This is a genomic window from Bradyrhizobium sp. BRP56, from assembly GCF_020194035.1.
Classification (GTDB): Bacteria; Pseudomonadota; Alphaproteobacteria; order Rhizobiales; family Xanthobacteraceae; genus Bradyrhizobium; species Bradyrhizobium australafricanum.
On sequence record NZ_JADYVV010000013.1, the window covers coordinates 131,992 to 150,790 of the forward strand.

18 protein-coding genes are annotated in these 18,799 nt (G+C 65.7%); 9 read left to right on the top strand and 9 right to left on the bottom strand.

What is annotated here, in order from left to right:
* Positions 1 to 191: 191 nt before the first annotated feature.
* Positions 192 to 1,043, top strand: coding sequence for a hypothetical protein (locus tag I6F38_RS12275; protein ID WP_225160491.1), 852 nt, complete (start codon positions 192 to 194; stop codon positions 1,041 to 1,043).
* Between the two features lie 35 nt (positions 1,044 to 1,078).
* Here I6F38_RS12275 and I6F38_RS12280 read toward each other — a convergent pair whose 3' ends face one another.
* The 3 genes from I6F38_RS12280 to I6F38_RS12290 all read right to left on the bottom strand — a co-directional run bounded on the left by I6F38_RS12280 (position 1,079) and on the right by I6F38_RS12290 (position 3,997).
* Positions 1,079 to 2,068: a tripartite tricarboxylate transporter substrate binding protein gene (locus I6F38_RS12280; protein ID WP_225160492.1), complete on the bottom strand. Its 990-nt coding sequence runs from the start codon at positions 2,066 to 2,068 to the stop codon at positions 1,079 to 1,081.
* A gap of 96 nt (positions 2,069 to 2,164) precedes the next feature.
* Positions 2,165 to 2,350, bottom strand: coding sequence for a hypothetical protein (locus I6F38_RS12285; RefSeq protein WP_225160493.1), 186 nt, complete (start codon positions 2,348 to 2,350; stop codon positions 2,165 to 2,167).
* A 78-nt stretch (positions 2,351 to 2,428) separates the two neighbouring features.
* Positions 2,429 to 3,997: a hypothetical protein gene (locus tag I6F38_RS12290; protein ID WP_225160494.1), complete on the bottom strand. Its 1,569-nt coding sequence runs from the start codon at positions 3,995 to 3,997 to the stop codon at positions 2,429 to 2,431.
* Positions 3,998 to 4,251: 254 nt separating this feature from the next.
* Here I6F38_RS12290 and I6F38_RS12295 point away from each other — a divergent pair, with 254 nt between their 5' ends.
* A complete protein-coding gene (locus I6F38_RS12295; protein WP_225160495.1) occupies positions 4,252 to 4,569 on the top strand; it encodes an antibiotic biosynthesis monooxygenase in 318 nt (105 codons plus the stop codon).
* Positions 4,570 to 4,610: 41 nt separating this feature from the next.
* Here I6F38_RS12295 and I6F38_RS12300 read toward each other — a convergent pair whose 3' ends face one another.
* Positions 4,611 to 5,798 carry a DUF2125 domain-containing protein gene (locus I6F38_RS12300; protein WP_225160496.1) on the bottom strand — a complete coding sequence of 396 codons (1,188 nt, stop codon included), beginning with the start codon at positions 5,796 to 5,798 and terminating at the stop codon, positions 4,611 to 4,613.
* Between the two features lie 153 nt (positions 5,799 to 5,951).
* On the opposite strand from I6F38_RS12300, the gene I6F38_RS12305 reads away from it, so the two are divergent.
* A complete protein-coding gene (locus tag I6F38_RS12305) occupies positions 5,952 to 6,548 on the top strand; it encodes a gamma-glutamylcyclotransferase (protein WP_225160497.1) in 597 nt (198 codons plus the stop codon).
* Positions 6,549 to 6,565: 17 nt separating this feature from the next.
* Here I6F38_RS12305 and I6F38_RS12310 read toward each other — a convergent pair whose 3' ends face one another.
* Positions 6,566 to 6,859, bottom strand: a complete 294-nt coding sequence (locus I6F38_RS12310) for a hypothetical protein (RefSeq protein ID WP_225160498.1) — start codon at positions 6,857 to 6,859, stop codon at positions 6,566 to 6,568.
* A gap of 5 nt (positions 6,860 to 6,864) precedes the next feature.
* Between I6F38_RS12310 and I6F38_RS12315 the strand changes: the two genes are divergently transcribed.
* From I6F38_RS12315 to I6F38_RS12330, 4 genes are all read left to right on the top strand, one after another.
* A complete protein-coding gene (locus tag I6F38_RS12315; protein ID WP_225160499.1) occupies positions 6,865 to 10,167 on the top strand; it encodes an efflux RND transporter permease subunit in 3,303 nt (1,100 codons plus the stop codon).
* Positions 10,168 to 10,225: 58 nt separating this feature from the next.
* Complete coding sequence (locus I6F38_RS12320; protein WP_225160500.1) at positions 10,226 to 10,696, top strand: TlpA disulfide reductase family protein; 471 nt, start codon at positions 10,226 to 10,228, stop codon at positions 10,694 to 10,696.
* A 107-nt stretch (positions 10,697 to 10,803) separates the two neighbouring features.
* Entirely contained in the window at positions 10,804 to 12,285 is a 1,482-nt protein-coding gene (locus tag I6F38_RS12325) for an aldehyde dehydrogenase (protein ID WP_225160501.1), read from the top strand.
* Positions 12,286 to 12,447: 162 nt separating this feature from the next.
* Positions 12,448 to 13,671, top strand: coding sequence for an ABC transporter substrate-binding protein (locus I6F38_RS12330; RefSeq protein ID WP_225160502.1), 1,224 nt, complete (start codon positions 12,448 to 12,450; stop codon positions 13,669 to 13,671).
* A gap of 196 nt (positions 13,672 to 13,867) precedes the next feature.
* Here I6F38_RS12330 and I6F38_RS12335 read toward each other — a convergent pair whose 3' ends face one another.
* From I6F38_RS12335 to ftsE, 4 genes are all read right to left on the bottom strand, one after another.
* A complete protein-coding gene (locus tag I6F38_RS12335) occupies positions 13,868 to 14,629 on the bottom strand; it encodes a lysophospholipid acyltransferase family protein (RefSeq protein WP_225160503.1) in 762 nt (253 codons plus the stop codon).
* A gap of 13 nt (positions 14,630 to 14,642) precedes the next feature.
* Entirely contained in the window at positions 14,643 to 15,353 is a 711-nt protein-coding gene (locus I6F38_RS12340) for a YdcF family protein (protein WP_092080555.1), read from the bottom strand.
* Positions 15,354 to 15,522: 169 nt separating this feature from the next.
* Entirely contained in the window at positions 15,523 to 16,494 is a 972-nt protein-coding gene (locus tag I6F38_RS12345; protein WP_057017877.1) for an ABC transporter permease, read from the bottom strand.
* Positions 16,487 to 17,146 carry a cell division ATP-binding protein FtsE gene (ftsE, locus tag I6F38_RS12350; protein ID WP_076865300.1) on the bottom strand — a complete coding sequence of 220 codons (660 nt, stop codon included), beginning with the start codon at positions 17,144 to 17,146 and terminating at the stop codon, positions 16,487 to 16,489. The genes I6F38_RS12345 and ftsE overlap by 8 nt, the downstream gene beginning before the upstream one ends.
* Positions 17,147 to 17,327: 181 nt before the next feature.
* Between ftsE and I6F38_RS12355 the strand changes: the two genes are divergently transcribed.
* Complete coding sequence (locus I6F38_RS12355) at positions 17,328 to 18,191, top strand: MJ0042-type zinc finger domain-containing protein (RefSeq protein ID WP_225160504.1); 864 nt, start codon at positions 17,328 to 17,330, stop codon at positions 18,189 to 18,191.
* A gap of 37 nt (positions 18,192 to 18,228) precedes the next feature.
* Entirely contained in the window at positions 18,229 to 18,606 is a 378-nt protein-coding gene (locus I6F38_RS12360) for a response regulator (RefSeq protein ID WP_225160505.1), read from the top strand.
* Positions 18,607 to 18,799 lie beyond the last annotated feature (193 nt).

The window sequence follows — 18,799 nt, forward strand, 5'->3', positions numbered from 1 at the left end:
CTTTTGACCCGAGCGGACCCGATCTCCGGCTAGCCCGGGCCGGTATCCCGCCCCATTATCACGAGACCTCGGGCGCGCTATCATCCGGCCATTCTTTGGACAAGACTGAAGGGAGTGCTGGAGGCTGATCGCCCTTGACGGATAGCCGAGTCGGCACTCTTGGGTGACATTGGACGGAAAGGGAAACGTCAATGAACTCCACACCCACTCCGGACCCAGTTGGATCGAACGATAGCCCGAGCGCGCGCGCCGACGAAAGACTCGCGGAAGCCCAAAAGGAGATTGCGCGCGCCGATGAAGAACTCACGCGCTTGAGTGAACAGCTCGCAAGAATGGAGCGCGATGCCGCGTCCCCGCCTTCGGCGCAGCCAAACCCGCCCTCGGTCGGACCCAACCCCGCTTCTTCCGGGCCCGGCCCTGCTTCTTCCGGACCTGCCGCGCAATCGCCGCCCGGAAGACCGGTATTCCGGGCCCTCACCGCCTTGTCGGTGGCAGCATGTATCGTTGTCGCTGCCCTGGCTTTGCAGTCGTCATATGGCGGGGAAGCCAAGCTGCTTGTCGCCCGTTGGGCGCCGCAGCTCGTTTCAACTCCAGCATTGCCGCCGGATGATCCGCAGCCTCCGGCGCAGCCCGCTCCACCTGCCGTTCAGGTCGCCGCGGCAGACGCCGCTCCGCCCCAAGCGACGCCGTTGCCTCAGACCGCACCACCGCAGGACGCCGCGCCGACAGCCAACACAGCCCTGCCCGATCAGACGCAGCTGTTGCAAACGATTGCGCGCGACCTCGCAAATGTTGAGCGAAATATCGAACAACTAAAGGCGAATCAGCAACAGATGGCCCGCGAGAGCTCCAAGGCCATTGAGGAACTCAAGGCGAGCCAGGAAGAAATGAAACGAGCGCTCGCGAAGGCTTCCGAGCCGAAGGCGTTACCGGCTCCGACGCAGCCGGCGCCGGCCGCGCGCAAACCCGAGCGGACGTCTATCCCGCCCTACGCAAGAGCGCGGCCTCGAATTCCGAGGGAGTGGTTCTACGACGAATGGTGACCGCCGATCCAGCCATCCTTCAGTTCCGGATCGCTTCAAGCCGGCGGCAGGCCGAGTGACTGCGCGGCCTCCATCCAGACCGGCAATTCGCGCTGATACAGCGCATTGCTGTCCTTGAAGCCGATCGCGGGCTCCAGCACGAAGGTCGCGAGCACCTCCTTCACCTTCGGATCGCTATTGGCGGCGACGCAAATCTCCGACAGCCGATCGACGATCGGCTGCGGCGTCGCCCTCGGCAGCGCCCAGCCCGAGAAGCCGCTCACGGTGAAGAACTTCGACGTCGCGCCCTGCTCGGGCAGCGTCGTGATCTCGGGAATCGCGTCGACCTTCTTCGAATGCACGGCGAACGCGACACCCCGGTTGCTCTGCAGGACGGTTTGCGCGGCGGTGTAGCTGCCCATCGCGACATCGAGCGTGCCTTCCGCGAGCCCGGTCCACATCGGTGCCTCGCCGCGATAGTGGATCGGCTCGATGGTGAGGCCATACTGCTTGTTGAGCTCGTTGATCGTCATGTGCGGCGCGGAGCCCGCGCTGTAGGTGCCGAAATTCACCTTGCCGCTGCTGCGCGCATAGGCGACGAATTCCGCCAGTGTCTTGACGCCCAATTTCGGGCTCGCGACCAGCAGCAGCCCGGCGCCCGGGATCACGCTGACCAGCGTCAGATCCTTGTCCATGTCGTAGCCGGGGTTCTTCATCATCGCGCGGTTCATCACGTAAGTGGTCGAGATCGAGCACAGGATGGTGTGACCGTCAGGCGCGGCGCGCGCCACCTCGGCGGCGCCGATCGAGCCCGAGGCACCCGCCTTGTTCTCGATGACGACGGTTTGCCCGACTTGCCTTGCGATGAATTCGCCGAAGGCCCGCGCCAAAAGATCGGTCTGCCCGCCGGCGGGATAGCTGCAGATCATGCGGATTTGCCGCGAGGGCCAGGCGGCTTGCGCCGAGGCGCCGCGCGGCAGGAAGGGCATCGCGGCGGCCGCCGCTCCGGCAGCGATGACGTGACGGCGACTGAATTTCGCTGGCATTGAAGTCCCTCCCGATTTTTTGGTGAGGGTATCGCATCGGCCAGTCGCAGCTACGGGACAGATTGGCGCAGCGGGGCCGCAGGTCTGCGACCGTGCTCACCGCCGCAGCCGTTGATCCTGGATCGGCTCCGTCGATAGCGCGGCGGCCTTCTGCGCCGGCCGCTGACGGCCGACGAGGCCGGCGGTCGCCAGCATGACGCCGCCGCCGAACCACCACGAGCCGATCACGAACTCCCAGGCGCGCGGCGGAATCTCGTCGAACACGATGCCGTAGACCGACACCAGCGCAGCCAGCGCGGCGAGGAAGATGGAGAGGTGAACTGCCGTTGCCGCTCCAGCTCAACCTGATCTCGTCACCCCCTAGAACGGGTAGTAGCGGATCTGCGTCATGACGATGTGGTCGTCGGTCTTGGGCGCGCCGCCGACACCCTGGAAGGCGAAGCGCTGGGTGTAGGAATATTGCGCGCCGGCCTTGATGGTGCCGTAGGAGCCCTTGAAGATCGTGTCGTAGAAGCCCGCGGTGTACTGCCTCACCTCCGAAGTGTTGCCGTTACAGGTCGCGGCCGGCGAGTTCTCGATGTTGCAGCCGAGATTGTTGTAGAGCGGATTGCCGTAGCCGAACGGCACCGTGCCGACATTGGAGAAGGTCGCCTTGGTCTTTTCGAGCCCGGCATAGGCGTAGAGATCGAGCGACGGCGTCGTGTGCCAGACCGAGCCGACCAGGAAGGCCGTGATCGGCAGCGGCTGGATCGATCCGTCCTGGCGCACGGTTGCATCCGGGAATGGCGTTGCGGTGAAGCGGCCGAGCGCACCGTAGGAGGCCGAGGCCTGCACCTCGAGCAGCTTCGGCACGATCTCGGCCGAGAGGTGGCCGCCGAAGCTGACCGTGTTGACGTCGTGATTGGCGAAGTTGAAGCGATCATAGAAGTCGCGGTAGAGCGCCCACGCCTCGACATGCAGCTTGTAGGGCCCGAGCCGCGGATCCCACGCGCCCTTCACGGTGAAATCCGGAACATGGTTGAGGCTGACATTGTTCAGGCTGTTGAAGAAGCTGCCGCCCGGACCGGTGAGATTGACCAGCAGGTTCGGATTGAGCACGCCCTGCGGGCCAACCGCCGGCGTGCCGACCAGCGGGTTGTTGCCGCCGAAAAAGGATGTCTGCGGATTCTCCGCCGAGACCGCGAGCTTGAACTCCGGCCCGATATCCTGCCAGACCCGGACGCCGGGTTGGCGCGCGCCGAGAAAGCCCGGCACCAGCTCGAAATCGATCACGCCCGGCGTATCGGCGCCTCGCGGATCGATGCCCGCCTTGCTTGGCGTGTTCAGCGACCATGATTGGCCGGCGAGGACATGCAAGCCGAGATCGCTGCGGTCGATCTCGATGCTGGCCTGCCGCAGCCGCGGATTGAACGAATTGGTCGCGACCGAATTGGCGGTCTGCGCCGCGCCCTCGAAATCGAGCTCGCCATAGCCGGCGACGTGGATGTTCTCCGTGGCGTTGGCTTCGGCGAGCACCGAGAAGCGGGTCTGGCGTGCGGTGAAGCGCGACTCGCCGGTGTTGTAGTTCTTGCTCTGCGGGAACGGGATGAAGTTGTAGACCGAGCCCGAATCGGAGGCGAGGTTGCGGCTGCGATAGATGCCGGTGAGATCGACCCAGCCGCCGAAGGTGAAGGTGACGCCCTTGTAGCAGAGCTTGCCCGATGCGCAGGGATCGAACGGCACCGGCGCCTTCGCCGTCATCTGCGCGTTCTGAATTGCGTTCTGTCTTGCGGCCAGCGCCTCCTCCTTGCGCGCCTGCGTCTCCATTTTCTGCTCGAGCTGCTTGAGCCGTGCCTTCAGCGCACGCAGCTCGGACGCATCGTCCTCCGCCAACGCCGAACCTGCCGACAGCAGCATGCTGCCGAGCAGAATTCCCCCGAGAATTCGCATCGCTTCTCCTCCACACGAGGTTGCTTCCTCAGGCGAGAGAGAGCGGTACTCGGGGAGTGATATTCGCGCCGGGGCGCATTATTCCGGTCACGTTTTTCTCATCGCGGCGGCGGGAATAGATTGCCGCGACGGACGATATCGCGCGCGAGGAACGCCCTGGGTGGAGGCGTAACAACACCGGCCGCGATTTCGAATTGTGTTCGGGCGATGGTTTTCAACCTGCCACGGACATTGGATCGACGGAGGACTGCAACATGATCGGTGAAGTCATTGTCGTTGGTGACTTGAAGCTACGGGAGAACGCCCCGCTCGACGAATACAACCGGCTCGGCGAACGCATGTACGACATTGTCAGCCGCCTTCCGGGATTCCTGTCGGTGAAATCATTCAGGGCGGCGGATGGCGAGGAGCTCACCCTGTTTCGCTTTGCCTCGGAGCAAGCACTCGAAGCCTGGCGCAATCATCCCGACCATGTCGAAACCATGAAGCGGGGACATGCCGAGTTCTACGCCAGCGGCTTCCTGCAGATCTGCAAGGTGATCCGCGAGGTCGGCCCGTTTGAGCACACCTGACGGTGCGTGGGCGAGTTCGCGTCAGCGCAATCCGCCGCGGCTCAGAACAGCGGCGGGATCTGCGCGACTTTCAGCGGGCCCAGGAACACCGCGCCGTCGGCGAAGCGCAGCGGGAAGCTGCGCGCCTTCTTGCCTTCGAGGGTAGCCTCGGTGCCGAGCGAATTGATGCCGGCGGAAATGCCGGCATTGGCGTTCTGCTTGATCACCTTGCCGAGGCCGGGGATGGCGCGATCCAGCGCGCCGAAGAGATTGCTGAGGTCCAGGCTCTTCACGCCCGGTGCGACGCGATCGAGCGTCGACTGCGGCACGCCTTCCTCCAGCATCTTGTCGATGCCGAGCGCGGGGATGACGCGCTCAAGGCCGGCGACCGTCATCTGCAATTCGCCCTCGATGCGCCCCTGCGCGTTGAGGCGCAGCGTGCCGGCTGCGACCGACAGCACATCGCCCTGCTCGATCCGTGACTGCTGGATCTCGACGCTGCCGCCGGCGGCCTGGATCTCGCGGAAGCGATCCGGCCACGGCTTCGGCGAGAAATCCTTGAGGCCGTTGAGCCGCGCATGGATGTCGGCGTTGAACGGCTGGGCGAGCAGCGGATGCACCTCCTGCAAGGTGCCGCCGGCAATCTGCAGCACGGTCTCGATCGCGGGACTGTCCGGCGCCGAGCCGTCGACCTGCCTGCCGTGCAACTCGATGTGATTGACCCGCGCCAGCGGCGCCGGCGCCGCGCCGCCAGTGCGGTCGATGGCGAGATCGTCGAACACCAGCGAGGCGCGCTGCGGCGGCGCCGGCAGGCCGACCACGCTGCTGCGTGCCTTGCTCCAGTTCACCGACAGCGTCGGCTGCGCGCCGCGCTCGGCGATCGTGGCCGGTCCCTTGAACTCCGCGATCACGAGCTTGGGATCGTAGACCTGCGCCACGACCAGGATCTCGGCGAGCCGCGCCACGAACGCCATCTGCGGCGAGGCGGTCTGCGAGACCAGCATCACGCTCGGATCGGTGCAGCGGACCTCGAACCGGAACGGGTAGCCCGCCACCGAACGGTCGCCGCAATCATAGACCCGGCCGGCCTTCGCCTCCTGCGCGCGCCAGGCATCGGCCTGCACGCCGACCTGCGAGGCGGCGAAGAACCAGAAGCCGCTCCACGCAACCGCGGCGATCAGGACCGCGACGGGGACGGCATAAAGGCCGAAGCGCGAGCGGCGGGGGGGGGCGGAGGTCTGATCCGACATGCAGGTCCTTTGGCGGGCGAATTTGTCAAAATCTAAGCGGCCGCGGGCCTTGAACAAGCCCCGAGCAACCCTTGAGCGAGCCTTCAGCAAGCCTTGGAAACATCACGGAATCCGCTTCGCTTCGACGGCCCGTTCTGCTAGCCCATCAGCGCGATGTCAGCAAATCCTCCCCATTCCGAAACCGACGGCGAGCTCTGGGTGTTCGGCTATGGCTCACTGATGTGGAAGCCGGGCTTCGAGTTCCTGGAACAGGTGCCGGCGAGGCTGATCGGCGAGCACCGCGCGCTCTGCGTCTATTCGTTCGACCACCGCGGCACGCCGGAGAAACCGGGCCTGGTGCTCGGGCTCGACCGCGGCGGCGCCTGCCGCGGCATCGCATTCCGCGTCGCCGCCCGCCTGCGCCACGACACCATCGCCTATTTGCGCGGACGCGAACAGACCACCAACGTCTATCGCGAGGTGATGCGCTCGGTGTGGCTGGAGAATGCGGCGCGCGAGCGCGTCAGCGCGCTGGCCTATGTGGTCGATCGCGGCCATGTGCAATATGCCGGGCGGCTGTCGCTCGCCGAGCAGCAGCGCCTGGTGCTACAAGGCCATGGCCGCTCCGGCAACAACCGCGACTATGTGCTCTCGACAGTGGCCTCGATCGAGAAGCAGGGCTTTCGCGACACGCAGCTGCACCAGCTAGCGACGATGCTGCATGATGCCCACGCGGCGCGTCACCCGCTGCAGGATGCCCGGGATGCGTAAGGCTGCGTCGCGAGGCTCTACTTAGTTCGCTTGGCCAGCCGTCGTTTAACGACCTCGCCGAGCGGACTATCCGGCGACTTGCGGAATGCCTTGAGCTTCTTCATTTGGCCTTTGCGCAGTGCTTGCGACTGCGCTTCGCCACCATCATCGATCAGCCTTTGTAAACGGGTTGTTGCCAGATCCTCGTTTTTCGGCGTGCGGCGCGGTGCATCCGGCAAATCGCGGCGGCGGTATGGCGGCGCCCTGTGACATTTAGGCTTTTGCATCCCGGCGCGGACGGATAGAAGCTGATCCGCAAACAGCGCTCGCAAATTCGATGAACCTCTCCGCCCCCTTTGTCCGACGGCCGGTCGGCACCACGCTGCTGTCGCTTGGCCTCGTGGTGGCGGGCATCATTGCGTTCTTCAAGCTGCCGGTGTCGCCGCTGCCCGACGTCGACATCCCGACCATCATGGTGCAGGCGACGCTGCCCGGCGCGAGCCCGGCCGACGTCGCCTCCACGGTGGCAAGCCCGCTCGAGCGCCATCTCGGCCAGATCGCCAGCGTCACCGAAATGACGTCGGTGTCCTCGCTGGGCTCCGCCCGCATCACGCTGCAGTTCGACATCGACCGCGACATCAACGGCGCCGCGCGCGACGTGCAAGCGGCGATCAACGCGGCGCGCGCCGACCTGCCGACCAACCTGCGCGCCAACCCCACCTACCGCAAGTTCAACCCGGCCTCGGCGCCGATCCTGATCTACACCTTGACCTCGGACACGCTGACGCCCGCCGAGCTCTATGACGCCGCCTCCACCGTGCTGGCGCAGAAGCTGTCGCAGGTCGAGGGCGTCGGCGAAGTCTCGGTCGGCGGCGGCTCGCTGCCGGCCGTGCGCGTCGAGCTGATCCCGCCGGCGCTTTACAAATACGGCATCGGGCTCGAGGACGTCCGCGCCGCGCTCAGTAGCGCCAATGCGCACAGCCCGAAGGGCGGCATCGACGTCGGCAACCAGCGCTACCAGATCTACGCCAACGACCAGGCCCGCAAGGCGGCCGACTACAGGCCGCTGGTCGTCGCCTACCGCAACGGCGCGGCGGTGCGCCTGACCGATGTCGGCGACGTGATCGATTCCGTCGAGAATGTGCGCACGCTCGGCCTTTCCAACGGCAAGCCGGCCGTCGTGATGATCGTATACCGGCAGCCGGGCGCCAACATCATCAAGATGGTCGACACCGTGAAAGGGCTGATGCCGCAGCTGAAGGCCTCCGTCTCGCCCGCGGTCGACATCACCCTCGCGATGGACCGCTCGAAGACGATTCGGGCCTCGCTGCACGACGTCGAGATCACGCTGTTGATCGCGGTGGCCCTGGTGATCCTGGTGGTGTTCGCCTTCCTGCGCAATGCGCGGGCGACGCTGGTCCCGGTGGTGGCGGTCGGCGTGTCGCTGATCGCGACCTTCGCCGTGATGTATTTGCTCGGCTACACGCTCGACATCTTCTCGCTGATGGCGCTGACGGTGGCGACCGGCTTCGTGGTCGACGACGCCATCGTGGTGCTGGAGAACATCACTCGCCACATGGACGCCGGGCTGTCGCGGCTCGAGGCCACGCTGGTCGGCACCCGCGAGGTCGGCTTCACGGTGCTGTCGATGAGCGTGTCGCTGATCGCGGTGTTCGTGCCGATCCTGCTGATGGGCGGCCTGGTCGGCCGCCTGTTCCGCGAGTTCGCCATGACCATCACGATCGCGATCGTGATCTCGCTGGTGGTCTCGCTGACCACGACGCCGATGATGTGCGCGGTGCTGCTGCGCAAGGAGGAGGGCCGGCCGCACGGCCGGATCTACCGGATCAGCGAACGCATCTTCGAGCTGATGCTGAACGGCTACCGCGCGACGCTCGGACTCGCGCTGCGCCATCCGCTCCTGGTGATGCTGATCCTCGGCTCGACGCTCTATTTGAACTTCCATCTCTACAAGGTGGTGCCCAAGGGCTTCGTGCCGCAGCAGGACACCGGATTGCTGGTTGGCTCGATCCAGGCCGACCAGAGCACCTCGTTCCAGCTGATGCAGCAGAAGCTGACCCAGTTCATCGACATCGTGAAGTCGGATGCGGCGGTCGACACCGCGGTCGGCTTCACGGGCGGCGGCGGCGTGGGTCCCGGCGGCACCAACACCGGCACCGTGTTCGCCTCGCTGAAGCCGATGGACGAGCGCCGGCTGCGCGCCGACAAGGTGATCGAGCGGCTGCGCGAGCCGCTGGCAAGCGTCGCGGGCGCCACCCTGTTCCTGCAATCGATCGGCGACCTCGGCGCTGGCGGGCGCTCGGGCAACGCGGCGTATCAGTACACGCTGAAAGGCTCGACCTTCGAGGAGCTGAACGAGTGGACGCCGAAGCTCGTCGCGGCATTGCAGAAGGAGCCGACGCTGGCCGACGTCAACAGCGACCAGCAGAACAAGGCGCTGCAGGCCAATCTGATCATCGATCGCGACGCCGCCTCGCGGCTCGGGATCACCGTCAGCCAGCTCGACAACACGCTCTATGACGCGTTCGGGCAGCGCCAGGTCTCGACCATCTTCGTCGCGCGCAACCAGTATCATGTGATCATGGAGGTCGCGCCGCGCTTTTCGCAGGACCCGCAGACCCTGAAGGAGGTCTATATCTCGACCTCGGGCGGCTCGGCGAGCGGCACGCAGAGCACCAACGCGGTGGCCGGCACGGTGGCCTCGTCCTCGCAAAAAAGCTCGGTCAGCGCGGTCGCCGCCAATGTGGTGCGCAACCAGGCCACCAATTCGATCGGCGCCACCGGCAAGGGCGTCGCCTCGACCGGTACCGCGGTCTCCACCAGCGCGGAGACGATGATCCCGCTGTCGAGCGTTGCGCGCTTCGAGCACGGCGAGACGCCGCTTTCCGTCAACCACCAGGATCTCCTGGTCTCGAGTACCATCTCGTTCAACCTGCCGCCGGGCGTCTCGCTGAGCACGGCGACCACCACGATCGAGAACGCGATGCACGCGCTCGGCATGCCCGCGGGCATTTCCGGCGGGTTTGCGGGCTCCGCGAAAATCTTCCAGCAGGCGCTGGCGAACGAGCTGTTCCTGATCCTCGCCGCGCTGGCCACGATCTACATCTCGCTCGGCATGCTCTACGAGAGCTACATCCACCCGCTGACCATCCTCTCCACTTTGCCCTCGGCCGGCGTCGGCGCGGTGGCGGCCTTGATGCTGTCGCACACCGATTTCGACATCATCGGCATGATCGGGGTGATCCTCCTGGTCGGCATCGTGAAGAAGAACGCCATCATGATGATCGACTTCGCGCTCGATGCCGAGCGCCAGCGCGGGCTGTCGTCGCGCGATGCGATCTACGAGGCCTGCCTGATGCGCTTCCGGCCGATCATGATGACGACGCTGGCTGCCCTGTTCGGCGCGGTGCCGCTGATGATCGGCCTCGGCGAAGGCAGCGAACTGCGCCAGCCGCTCGGCATCGCGATCTTCGGCGGACTGATCCTGAGCCAGATCCTGACGCTCTACACGACGCCGGTGGTCTATCTCTATCTCGACCGTGCCAGGCTCTGGACCCAGCGCCGCCGCGCCGCGCGCCGCGCACGCCGGGCGGCAGCATCAAGCGCCGCGGGTCGTTGACAGACCCGCGCCGATCTTGCCACCCTGCCGCGAGGTGGCAGACGCAAGGAACCCAGCCGTGACTCTCGCACCTGAAATCGCCGCGTCGCGCTGGTTCAACACCAGCGAGCCGCTGACCCTGGCTGGGCTGCGCGGCCGGCCGGTGCTGCTGCACGCGTTCCAGATGCTGTGCCCCGGCTGCGTCGCGCACGGAACGCCGCAGACCCAGCGCGCGTTCGATCTGTTCAAGCATTCGGACCTGCAGGTGATCGGGCTGCACACCGTATTCGAGCACCACGCGGCGATGACGGAGGTGTCGCTGGAAGCCTTCATCCACGAGTACCGGCTGACATTCCCGATCGGCGTCGACGAGGCCGGCGAAGGCACGCCGATCCCGGTCACCATGCAGCGCTACGGCATGCAGGGAACGCCGACCAGCATCCTGATCGGCCGCGACGGCAACATCGTGCATCATGGTTTCGGACAGCAGAGCGACATGGCGCTCGGCGCGATCATCGCGGCCGAGCTTGCCGCGCCGCATGACCGATAGCGGCCCGCCCCGGCTGCAACCCGGCTCACGCGACTGCGTTATGACGGCGTCGCGCAATGCGTGATAGCGTTCCGCCAATCAGAACCATCGCCTTGCGGGAGGATGTCATGAAAACCTATCAGCTCTACATCAACGGCCAGTATGTCGACCCCGCCAATGGCGAATGGTTCGACAGCATCGATCCCTATCGCGGCGAGGCCTGGGCGAAGATTCCGCGCGGCACGGCCGCCGACGCCGACAAGGCGGTGAAATCAGCCAATGAGGCGATGTGGCGCGGCCCCTGGGCGAAGATGACGGCCTCCGCGCGCGGCAAGGTGATGCGCAAGCTCGGCGACCTCGTCGCGGCCAATGCCGAGCGCCTTGCCGAGATCGAGGTGCGCGACAACGGCAAGCTGATGGCCGAGATGCTCGGCCAGCTGCGTTACCATCCGGAGTGGTGGTGGTATTTCGGCGGGCTCGTCGACAAGCTCGAGGGCGGCCTGGTGCCGATCGACAAGGCGGAGACCTTCGCCTACACGACCCATGAACCGGTCGGCGTGGTCGCGGCGCTGACCGCCTGGAATTCGCCGCTGCTGTTCGTCGCCTGGAAATGCGCCGCCGCGCTCGCCGCCGGTTGCGCTGTGGTCGTCAAGCCATCGGAATTCACCTCGGCCAGCACGCTGGAATTCGCCGCGCTGACCAAGGAGGCCGGAATTCCCGACGGCATCTTCAACGTGGTGACCGGCTTCGGTCCCGAGGCGGGCTCCGCGCTGATCGCCCATCCCGGCGTCGCCAAGATCACCTTCACGGGATCCGACACGACCGGCGCAAAGGTCTACGAGACCGCGGCCAAGAGCCTGAAGCGCGTCTCGCTCGAGCTCGGCGGCAAGTCGCCCAACATCGTGTTCGAGGACGCCGACCTCACCGCCGCCGCGGCCGGCGCGATCTCCGGCATCTTCGCCGCCACGGGGCAGACCTGCATCGCCGGATCGCGCCTTCTGGTGCAGAGCTCAATCAAGGAGAAGTTCGTTGCACGGGTGCTGGAGCTGGCAAAGTCCGCCAAGATCGGCGATCCGATGCAGTCCGACACCAATGTCGGCCCGATCACGACGCCGGCGCAGTACAAGAAGGTGCTCGACTATATCGACATCGCGAAAGCCGAGGGCGCGCGCTGCCTGCTCGGCGGCAAGCCGGCCTCCGGCGACGGCATCAAGGGCGGCCAGTTCGTCGAGCCGACCATCTTCACCGACGTCGACAACACCATGCGGATCGCGCGCGAGGAGGTGTTCGGACCGGTGCTGTCGATCATCTCCTTCGACACCGAGGAGGATGCCATCCGGATCGCCAACGACACGATCTACGGCCTTGCCGCCGGTATCTGGACCAAGGATCTCGCACGCGCCATCCGCGTGCCGAAGCAGCTGCGCGCCGGCACCGTGTGGGTGAACACCTACCGGGCCATCAGCTACATGATGCCGTTCGGCGGCATGAAGCACTCGGGCGTCGGCCGTGAAAGCGGCATCGACGCGGTTCGCGAATATCAGGAGACCAAGAGCGTCTGGATCTCGACCGCGACGGACGTGCCGGCCAATCCGTTCGTGATGCGGTGAGTTTTCCGCACTGACATCGCTTGCTTCACCGCTCCCGGACGGACAGAGGTACGACGGCACCCGCGCGCCGAGCTGTCGCACTTGACGTGCAGGGTGGAGCAGCGATCATGAGCGTCTACGGCACACGCCGAAGAGCGTGGCCGATACTTGGGGAGATTCGCCATGACGTTTCGTTACTCGCGCGCAGTGTTCTGCGCGCTCATGCTCGCCGCCGCCCAACCTGCCCTCGCCGACAAGAAATACGGCCCCGGTGTCACTGATACCGAGGTGAAGATCGGCCAGACCATGCCCTATAGCGGCCCGGCGTCCGCCTACGGCACCCAGGGGCGCATGGAAGAAGCCTACTACGCGATGATTAACGCGAAGGGCGGCGTGAACGGCCGAAAGATCAAGCTGATTTCATTGGACGACGCCTATTCGCCGCCGAAGACCGTGGAGCAGACGCGGCGCCTCGTCGAACAGGACGAGGTGCTGGCGATCATCGGCACCATCGGCACGCCGACCAATTCAGCGATCCAGAAATATCTGAACCAGAAGAAGGTCCCGCAGATCTTCATTTCGACGGGCGCGGCAAAATGGGACGACCCGAAGAACTTCCCGTGGACCACCCAGCTTTATCCGCCCTACCAGATGGAGGGCATGATCTTCGCCAAATATCTGTTGAAGAACAAGCCCGACGCGAAGCTCGGCGTGTTCTCGCAGAACGATGATGCCGGAAAGGATTACGTCAAGGGGCTGAAGGATGGCCTCGGCGACAAGGCGAAGACGATGATCGTGAAGGAAGTGACCTACGAGGTTTCCGATCCCACGGTCGATTCGCAGATCGTCTCCCTGAAAGCCTCCGGCGCCGACACGCTGTTCACGATGGCGACGCCCAAGTTCGGCGCGCAGGCGATACGCAAGGTCTACGAGCTCGGATGGAAACCGCTGAACTACGTGGTCAGCGTCTCCTCATCGATCAAGGGCGTCATGGAGCCGGCCGGCATCGAAGCTTCGAAGGGATTATTGACCGCGCTGGCGTTCAAGACGCCGACCGATCCCACCTGGGAGAACGCCGCCGACGTGAAGGAGTTCAAGGAATTCCTGGCGAAGTGGTATCCGCAAGGCGACATCGCCGACGGCAGCAATGTCACCGGCTACATCTCGGCCTATATGACGGTGAAGGTCATCGAGATGTGCGGCGATGATCTGACGCGCGAGAATTTGCTGAAGCAGGCAACCAACCTCAACAAGGTGGTCGCGCCGCTGCTGCTGCCCGGCATCGCTATCTCGACGCGGCCGGACCGCTATGCGCCGTTCACGCAGATGCAGATCGCGACATTCGACGGCAAGAGTTGGGTGCCGCAAGGCGAGACCTTCAACACCGACGCGGCGGCCGGTCAGTGATGGCGACGCCTTTCGCGATACGGTAACTCTCCGCATCGTCATGAGCCGGGCAGCCGCCCGAAGGACGGCATCGCTTCGGCTTGCCTGTGCCCGGCCATCCACCGTCTTGCTTCAGGCCGAACCAAAAACGTGGATGCCCGGGACAAGCCCGGGCATGACGATTTCCGAAGGGACCGACGAAACCGCGGGCTGCGCCCTACCCTTTCGCCGCGTACGGCACATCGCCGAACAATTTCGCCTGCTCGGCGCGGCCGGCCTCGACGATGCGGGTGGTGGCGGTTTCGATCTGGTCGCGCAGGCGAGCCATGAACTCGTCGCGCGGCAATCCCGGAGGCAGCGGATCGAGGAATTCGACCACCAGCGTGCCCGGATAGCGCATGAAGGTGCGGCGCGGCCAGAACAGCCCGGAATTGAGCGCGATCGGCAAGCACGGCACGCCGCTCTCGGCATAGATCTGCGCGACGCCGGCCTTGTAGTTCGGCGCGGCACCGGGCGCGGTGCGGGTGCCCTCGGGGAAGATCACAAGCTGCCGGCCGAGCTTCACCTCGACCGCGGCGCGCTTCAGCGTCTTGATCAGCGAGCGCGGACCGCCGCCGCGCTCGACCGAGATCATGCCGACTTTCTTGAGGTACCAGCCGAACACCGGGATCATCATCAGCTCGCGCTTCAGGATGAACAACGGATGCTCGAAGAAGCGCACAAGCGCGAACGTCTCCCAGAACGACTGGTGCTTCGAGGCGACCACCAGCGGCCCGCTCGGAATCTTCTCGATGCCGCGAAACTCGATCCTGATGTTGCAGATCACGCGCATCAGAAACAGGCTGATGTTGGCCCACGCGGCTTCGAGCGCCATCAACGCCCCCCGCGGCAACAGCAGCGCCGGCAGCGCGATGATGCAGAGCACCACCAGCACGAGATAGAACAGCACGTTGAAGATCAGCGAGCGCAGGAAAATCATTTCACCCTTGGTCCTAATTCGCCTGCGCCGTCGCCGGGCGGCGTGGCGCGGCAGCCGGCTCGGCGAGATCAGAGGTCAGGTCGAGGCCGAGATCGGCCAGCCGTACCCGCATCTCCGCGGCGACATATTTGGCGTATTCCGATAGCAAGAGACGGAACGTCGCGCCACTCGTCCACCAGGGCTCGTCGCGCCATTTGTCGCCGACCACCGCGAACGGGATCAGCGTGACGTCGGGCATCGCATGTGACAGTTCCACGATCGCCCGCGGCATGTGGTAGTTCGAGGTCACCACGATCAGCGACTTGAAGCCGCGCTCGCGCGCCCAGCGCCGCGTCTCCGCCGCGTTGCTGCGGGTGTTGAGCGCCGAGCGGTCGAGATCGACGCAGCAGCTCATCAGCCCCTTGCTGTCCGGCACCGAGCGGGAAATGTCGCTGGCGTCGTTGGTCGGATGTACGCCCGAGATCAGCAAACGCTTGCCGTAGCCGGCAGCCAACAGTTCCATGGCGTCGGACACCCGCGACGAGCCGCCGGTCAGCACCACGATGCCGTCGGCATTTTGCGGCGGGTCGGTCTCGACGCCGCGCAATTGCGAGAGGAAGCCGACAAAGCCGACCGCCGCGGCGACGAAGGCAAGCGCCAGCGGCGCGACGATGACGGCGCGCAGCCAGCCGCGCGGGCGCGCGGCAAAGCCATTCGGCGACGTATCGTCGGACTGCAAACTCATGTGATGCGGTTATCCTTCCCCCCGGGGGATTTTAAAGCATGATCCGGAAAAGTGAAAACCGGTTTTCCCCGGGACCAGGGCCGCGTGCATGCGCGCGAAATCACACTTGGGCGACGAAATGCGATGCGATCACGAGGCGGCGCCATGATTTCGAGTTTTCGCGGCGCCGTCAGTCGATGTCGTCGAGCGTGGCAAACAGGGTGCGCCGCGATGCCCACGCGGTGATCGCCGCGATCAGCACCGCCTGCATCGCCAGCACCAGATAGCCCGACGGACGCAGCGAGAACGTGCCGAGCAGGGCCGCGAACTGGTCGCCCACCGGCGTGCCGGAGAACCAGTTGGCGATCGACTCGGAGAAGCCGAACGCCAACATCGCCGCACCGCCACCGATCAGCCCGCCTTCGAGGCCGAGCCGAAGGAAATGCCGCAGGAAGCGGTTGGCGATGAAGCTGTCGCCGGCGCCGACGAAATGCAGCACCTCGACGATCGGGCGGTTGGCGGCCATCGCGCCGCGGGTCGCGAACGACACCGAGATGATGGTTGCGATGATCACGAGGATGAGGATGCCGACGCCGGCGAACGTCGTGGCGCCGGTCATCGAGCGCATGCGCTCGATCCAGGCGCGGTGATCGTCGACGCTTGCGGTCGGCGCCGCCTGCGTCACCCGCGCGCGTAAGCCGGCGAGATCGAGCGTGGTGCCGGGCTGCACCCGCGCCACGATGACGCGCGGCACCGGCAGTTCGTCGATCGAGAGCCCGCTGCCGAGCCACGGCTCCAGCAGCTTGGCGGATTCCTCCCTGCTGAACGGACGGACCTCGAGAATGCCGGGCTGCGCCCGCATCGCGTCCACCGCGGCCTGCGCGTCGCGATCGAGGTCGCGGCCCGGCGAGGGGCGCACCTGGATAGTGATCTCGCTCGACACTTCCGACTGCCATTCGGCGGCCGACGCGCTGACCAGCAGCACGGTGCCTGTCGTCAGCGAGGCGAGGAAGGTCATGATCGCGACGACCGCGACCAGCGCACGGCCCGAGATCGAGGCGCGCGGCACGATCGGCGACATGTTGCGCGCGGTGGCCGGGACCTGCGGGCGTTCGCGCCCGAGATCGACCAACGACACTTTCTCGTCGCCGCTCCTATTCATAGATGTGCAGCCGTCCCTGATGCAGCACCAGCCGCCTCGCCTCGTATTGATCCATCAGCGTGATGTCGTGGGTCGCGATGATGACCGCGGTGCCGGATTTGTTGAGCTCGATGAACAGCCGCAGCAGGCGGCGCCCGAGCGTCGGATCGACGCTGCCGGTCGGCTCGTCCGCCAACAGCAGTTGCGGCCGCGAGATCACCGCGCGCGCGATCGCGGCGCGCTGCTTCTCGCCGCCCGACAGGATCGGCGGCAGCGCGTCCATGCGCTCGCCGAGGCCGACCCATTTCAAGAGATCGATCACCTCGCGGCGATAGCTCGATTCCTCGCGGCCCATCACGCGGAACGGCAGCGCGACGTTCTCATAGGTGGTCATGTGATCGAGCAGGCGAAAATCCTGCAGCACGATGCCGATCCGCTTGCGCAGGTCGGCGATCTGATCCTTGCTCAGCAGCGAGACGTCCTTGCCGAACAGATTGACCAGCCCGCGGGTCGGCCGCAACGACAGGAACAACAGCCGCAGCAGCGAGGTCTTGCCCGCGCCCGACGGCCCGGTGAGGAACTGGAACGAGTGCGCCGGGATCATGAACGAGAGGTCGCGCAAAATCTCCGGGCCGAGCCCGTAGCGCAGACCGACATTTTCGAACCGAACCAATGCGCTAGCTCCGTTCGAGAGGGCCGATGGCCCAATACCCCACACCGACGGCGAAGACGGCCCGAACCCCGGCCGAGCGCCCGCGAACCGCACAGAAAGCTTGTGCTTCGGTTATGGTTTCCGATTCGTTAACGGTCGCTAAGTAGCATCCGGGCATCCACACGGTGGAGATTCGGCCTCCATGCATATTGTTTGCCCGCATTGTACAACATCCTACGCAATCAATCCGGCCACCCTTGGCGAGACCGGACGCACCGTCCGTTGTTCCCGCTGCCGGGAGGTCTGGCTGGCCCGGCCGGAGGACGCCATCGGGGCGACCGCGCCCACTCTGGCCTATCAGTCCGCCGGATCCGACCTCGCCGCCGAATGGGAGGCCATGGGCCGGGAGGAGGCTGACGCGACCCCGATGGTCGAGAGCCCCTCGATTTCGGCCGATTTGCCCGCCGAGGGCAGCGACGCCGCCACGGAATGGCCGGCGCTGGCCGAGGCGGACGCCGCGGCCCATGCCGCCGGGGACGCGGGAACCAGGGGCCGCTTCCGCCTGCCCCGGTTTCACCGCCTGTTCCGCCTGCCCGCCCTGCCCCGAATTCCGTTCATGCCGGTGATCGGTGCCCTGCCGACCACCTGCGGCGCCATGGCCGCGCTGATCATCGCGCTGTTCGTCTGGCGCAACGACGTGGTGCGGCTGCTGCCGCAGACCGCGCTGTTCTACAAGATGGCCGGGCTCGACGTGAATTTGCGCGGGCTCGCCTTCAAGGATCTCAAGATCACCAACGAGACCGTGGACGGCAAGCCGGTGCTGGTGATCGAGGGCATGATCGTCGGCCAGACCAGGAAGCCGGTCGAATTGCCGCGGCTGCGCTTCTCGGTCCGCGACGCCCAGGGCGCCGAAATCTATGCCTGGAACGCCGTGCTGGAGCAGCCGGTGCTCAATCCCGGCGAGCGGGCCTTCTTCAAGTCGCGCCTCGCCTCGCCGCCGCCCGAAGGCCGCAATATCGACGTACGCTTCTTCAACAAGCGTGATCTCACCGGCGGCCGCGCGTGAGCCGCCGGCCAACTCTATCGGGAACCGACCAATCACCATGACGCGTGTTCTGATCGCCGACGACGAAGACTCGATGCGCTCGCTGGTGGCGCGCGCCATCGCCATGGACGGCCACGAAACCGTGACCGCGCAGGACGGCGCCGAGGCGCTGGAGGTGCTGACGCGCGACGAAGGCGCGTTCGACCTTCTGCTCACCGACATCCAGATGCCCGTGATGGACGGCATCGCGCTGGCGCTGACTGCGGCGCGCGACTTCCCTGCGCTGAAGATCCTGCTGATGACCGGCTTCGCCCATCAGCGCGAACGCGCCTCCGGCCTCGAGGCGATCGTGCATGACGTGGTGACGAAACCGTTCTCGGTGGCCGATATCCGCACCGCGGTCGCGGACGCGCTGGCGGCGCGGAAGGCCCGCTAGTGTGCTGAATGCGAAGTTCGTGCGATTTCGCGGCAGCCACTTTCACGAACTTCGCATTCATAAAGCGTCCGCCGTGAAGAACGCGGACGAGCGCTGATTTAAGCGATCTTTTGAGCCGGGACAGTTTCGGCGATGGCCCGGATGATGGCACACAGGAGTTGTGCGAGCCATCGCAGGAGCAGGCCGAAGTTGT

Coding starts and splice junctions, on each gene's coding strand:
- I6F38_RS12275 (WP_225160491.1), top strand. CDS start 192: ATGAACTCCACACCCACTCCGGACCCAGTTGGATCGAACGATAGCCCG.
- I6F38_RS12280 (WP_225160492.1), bottom strand. CDS start 2,068: ATGCCAGCGAAATTCAGTCGCCGTCACGTCATCGCTGCCGGAGCGGCG.
- I6F38_RS12290 (WP_225160494.1), bottom strand. CDS start 3,997: ATGCGAATTCTCGGGGGAATTCTGCTCGGCAGCATGCTGCTGTCGGCA.
- I6F38_RS12295 (WP_225160495.1), top strand. CDS start 4,252: ATGATCGGTGAAGTCATTGTCGTTGGTGACTTGAAGCTACGGGAGAAC.
- I6F38_RS12300 (WP_225160496.1), bottom strand. CDS start 5,798: ATGTCGGATCAGACCTCCGCCCCCCCCCGCCGCTCGCGCTTCGGCCTT.
- I6F38_RS12305 (WP_225160497.1), top strand. CDS start 5,952: ATGTCAGCAAATCCTCCCCATTCCGAAACCGACGGCGAGCTCTGGGTG.
- I6F38_RS12315 (WP_225160499.1), top strand. CDS start 6,865: ATGAACCTCTCCGCCCCCTTTGTCCGACGGCCGGTCGGCACCACGCTG.
- I6F38_RS12325 (WP_225160501.1), top strand. CDS start 10,804: ATGAAAACCTATCAGCTCTACATCAACGGCCAGTATGTCGACCCCGCC.
- I6F38_RS12330 (WP_225160502.1), top strand. CDS start 12,448: ATGACGTTTCGTTACTCGCGCGCAGTGTTCTGCGCGCTCATGCTCGCC.
- I6F38_RS12335 (WP_225160503.1), bottom strand. CDS start 14,629: ATGATTTTCCTGCGCTCGCTGATCTTCAACGTGCTGTTCTATCTCGTG.
- I6F38_RS12340 (WP_092080555.1), bottom strand. CDS start 15,353: ATGAGTTTGCAGTCCGACGATACGTCGCCGAATGGCTTTGCCGCGCGC.
- I6F38_RS12345 (WP_057017877.1), bottom strand. CDS start 16,494: ATGAATAGGAGCGGCGACGAGAAAGTGTCGTTGGTCGATCTCGGGCGC.
- I6F38_RS12355 (WP_225160504.1), top strand. CDS start 17,328: ATGCATATTGTTTGCCCGCATTGTACAACATCCTACGCAATCAATCCG.
- I6F38_RS12360 (WP_225160505.1), top strand. CDS start 18,229: ATGACGCGTGTTCTGATCGCCGACGACGAAGACTCGATGCGCTCGCTG.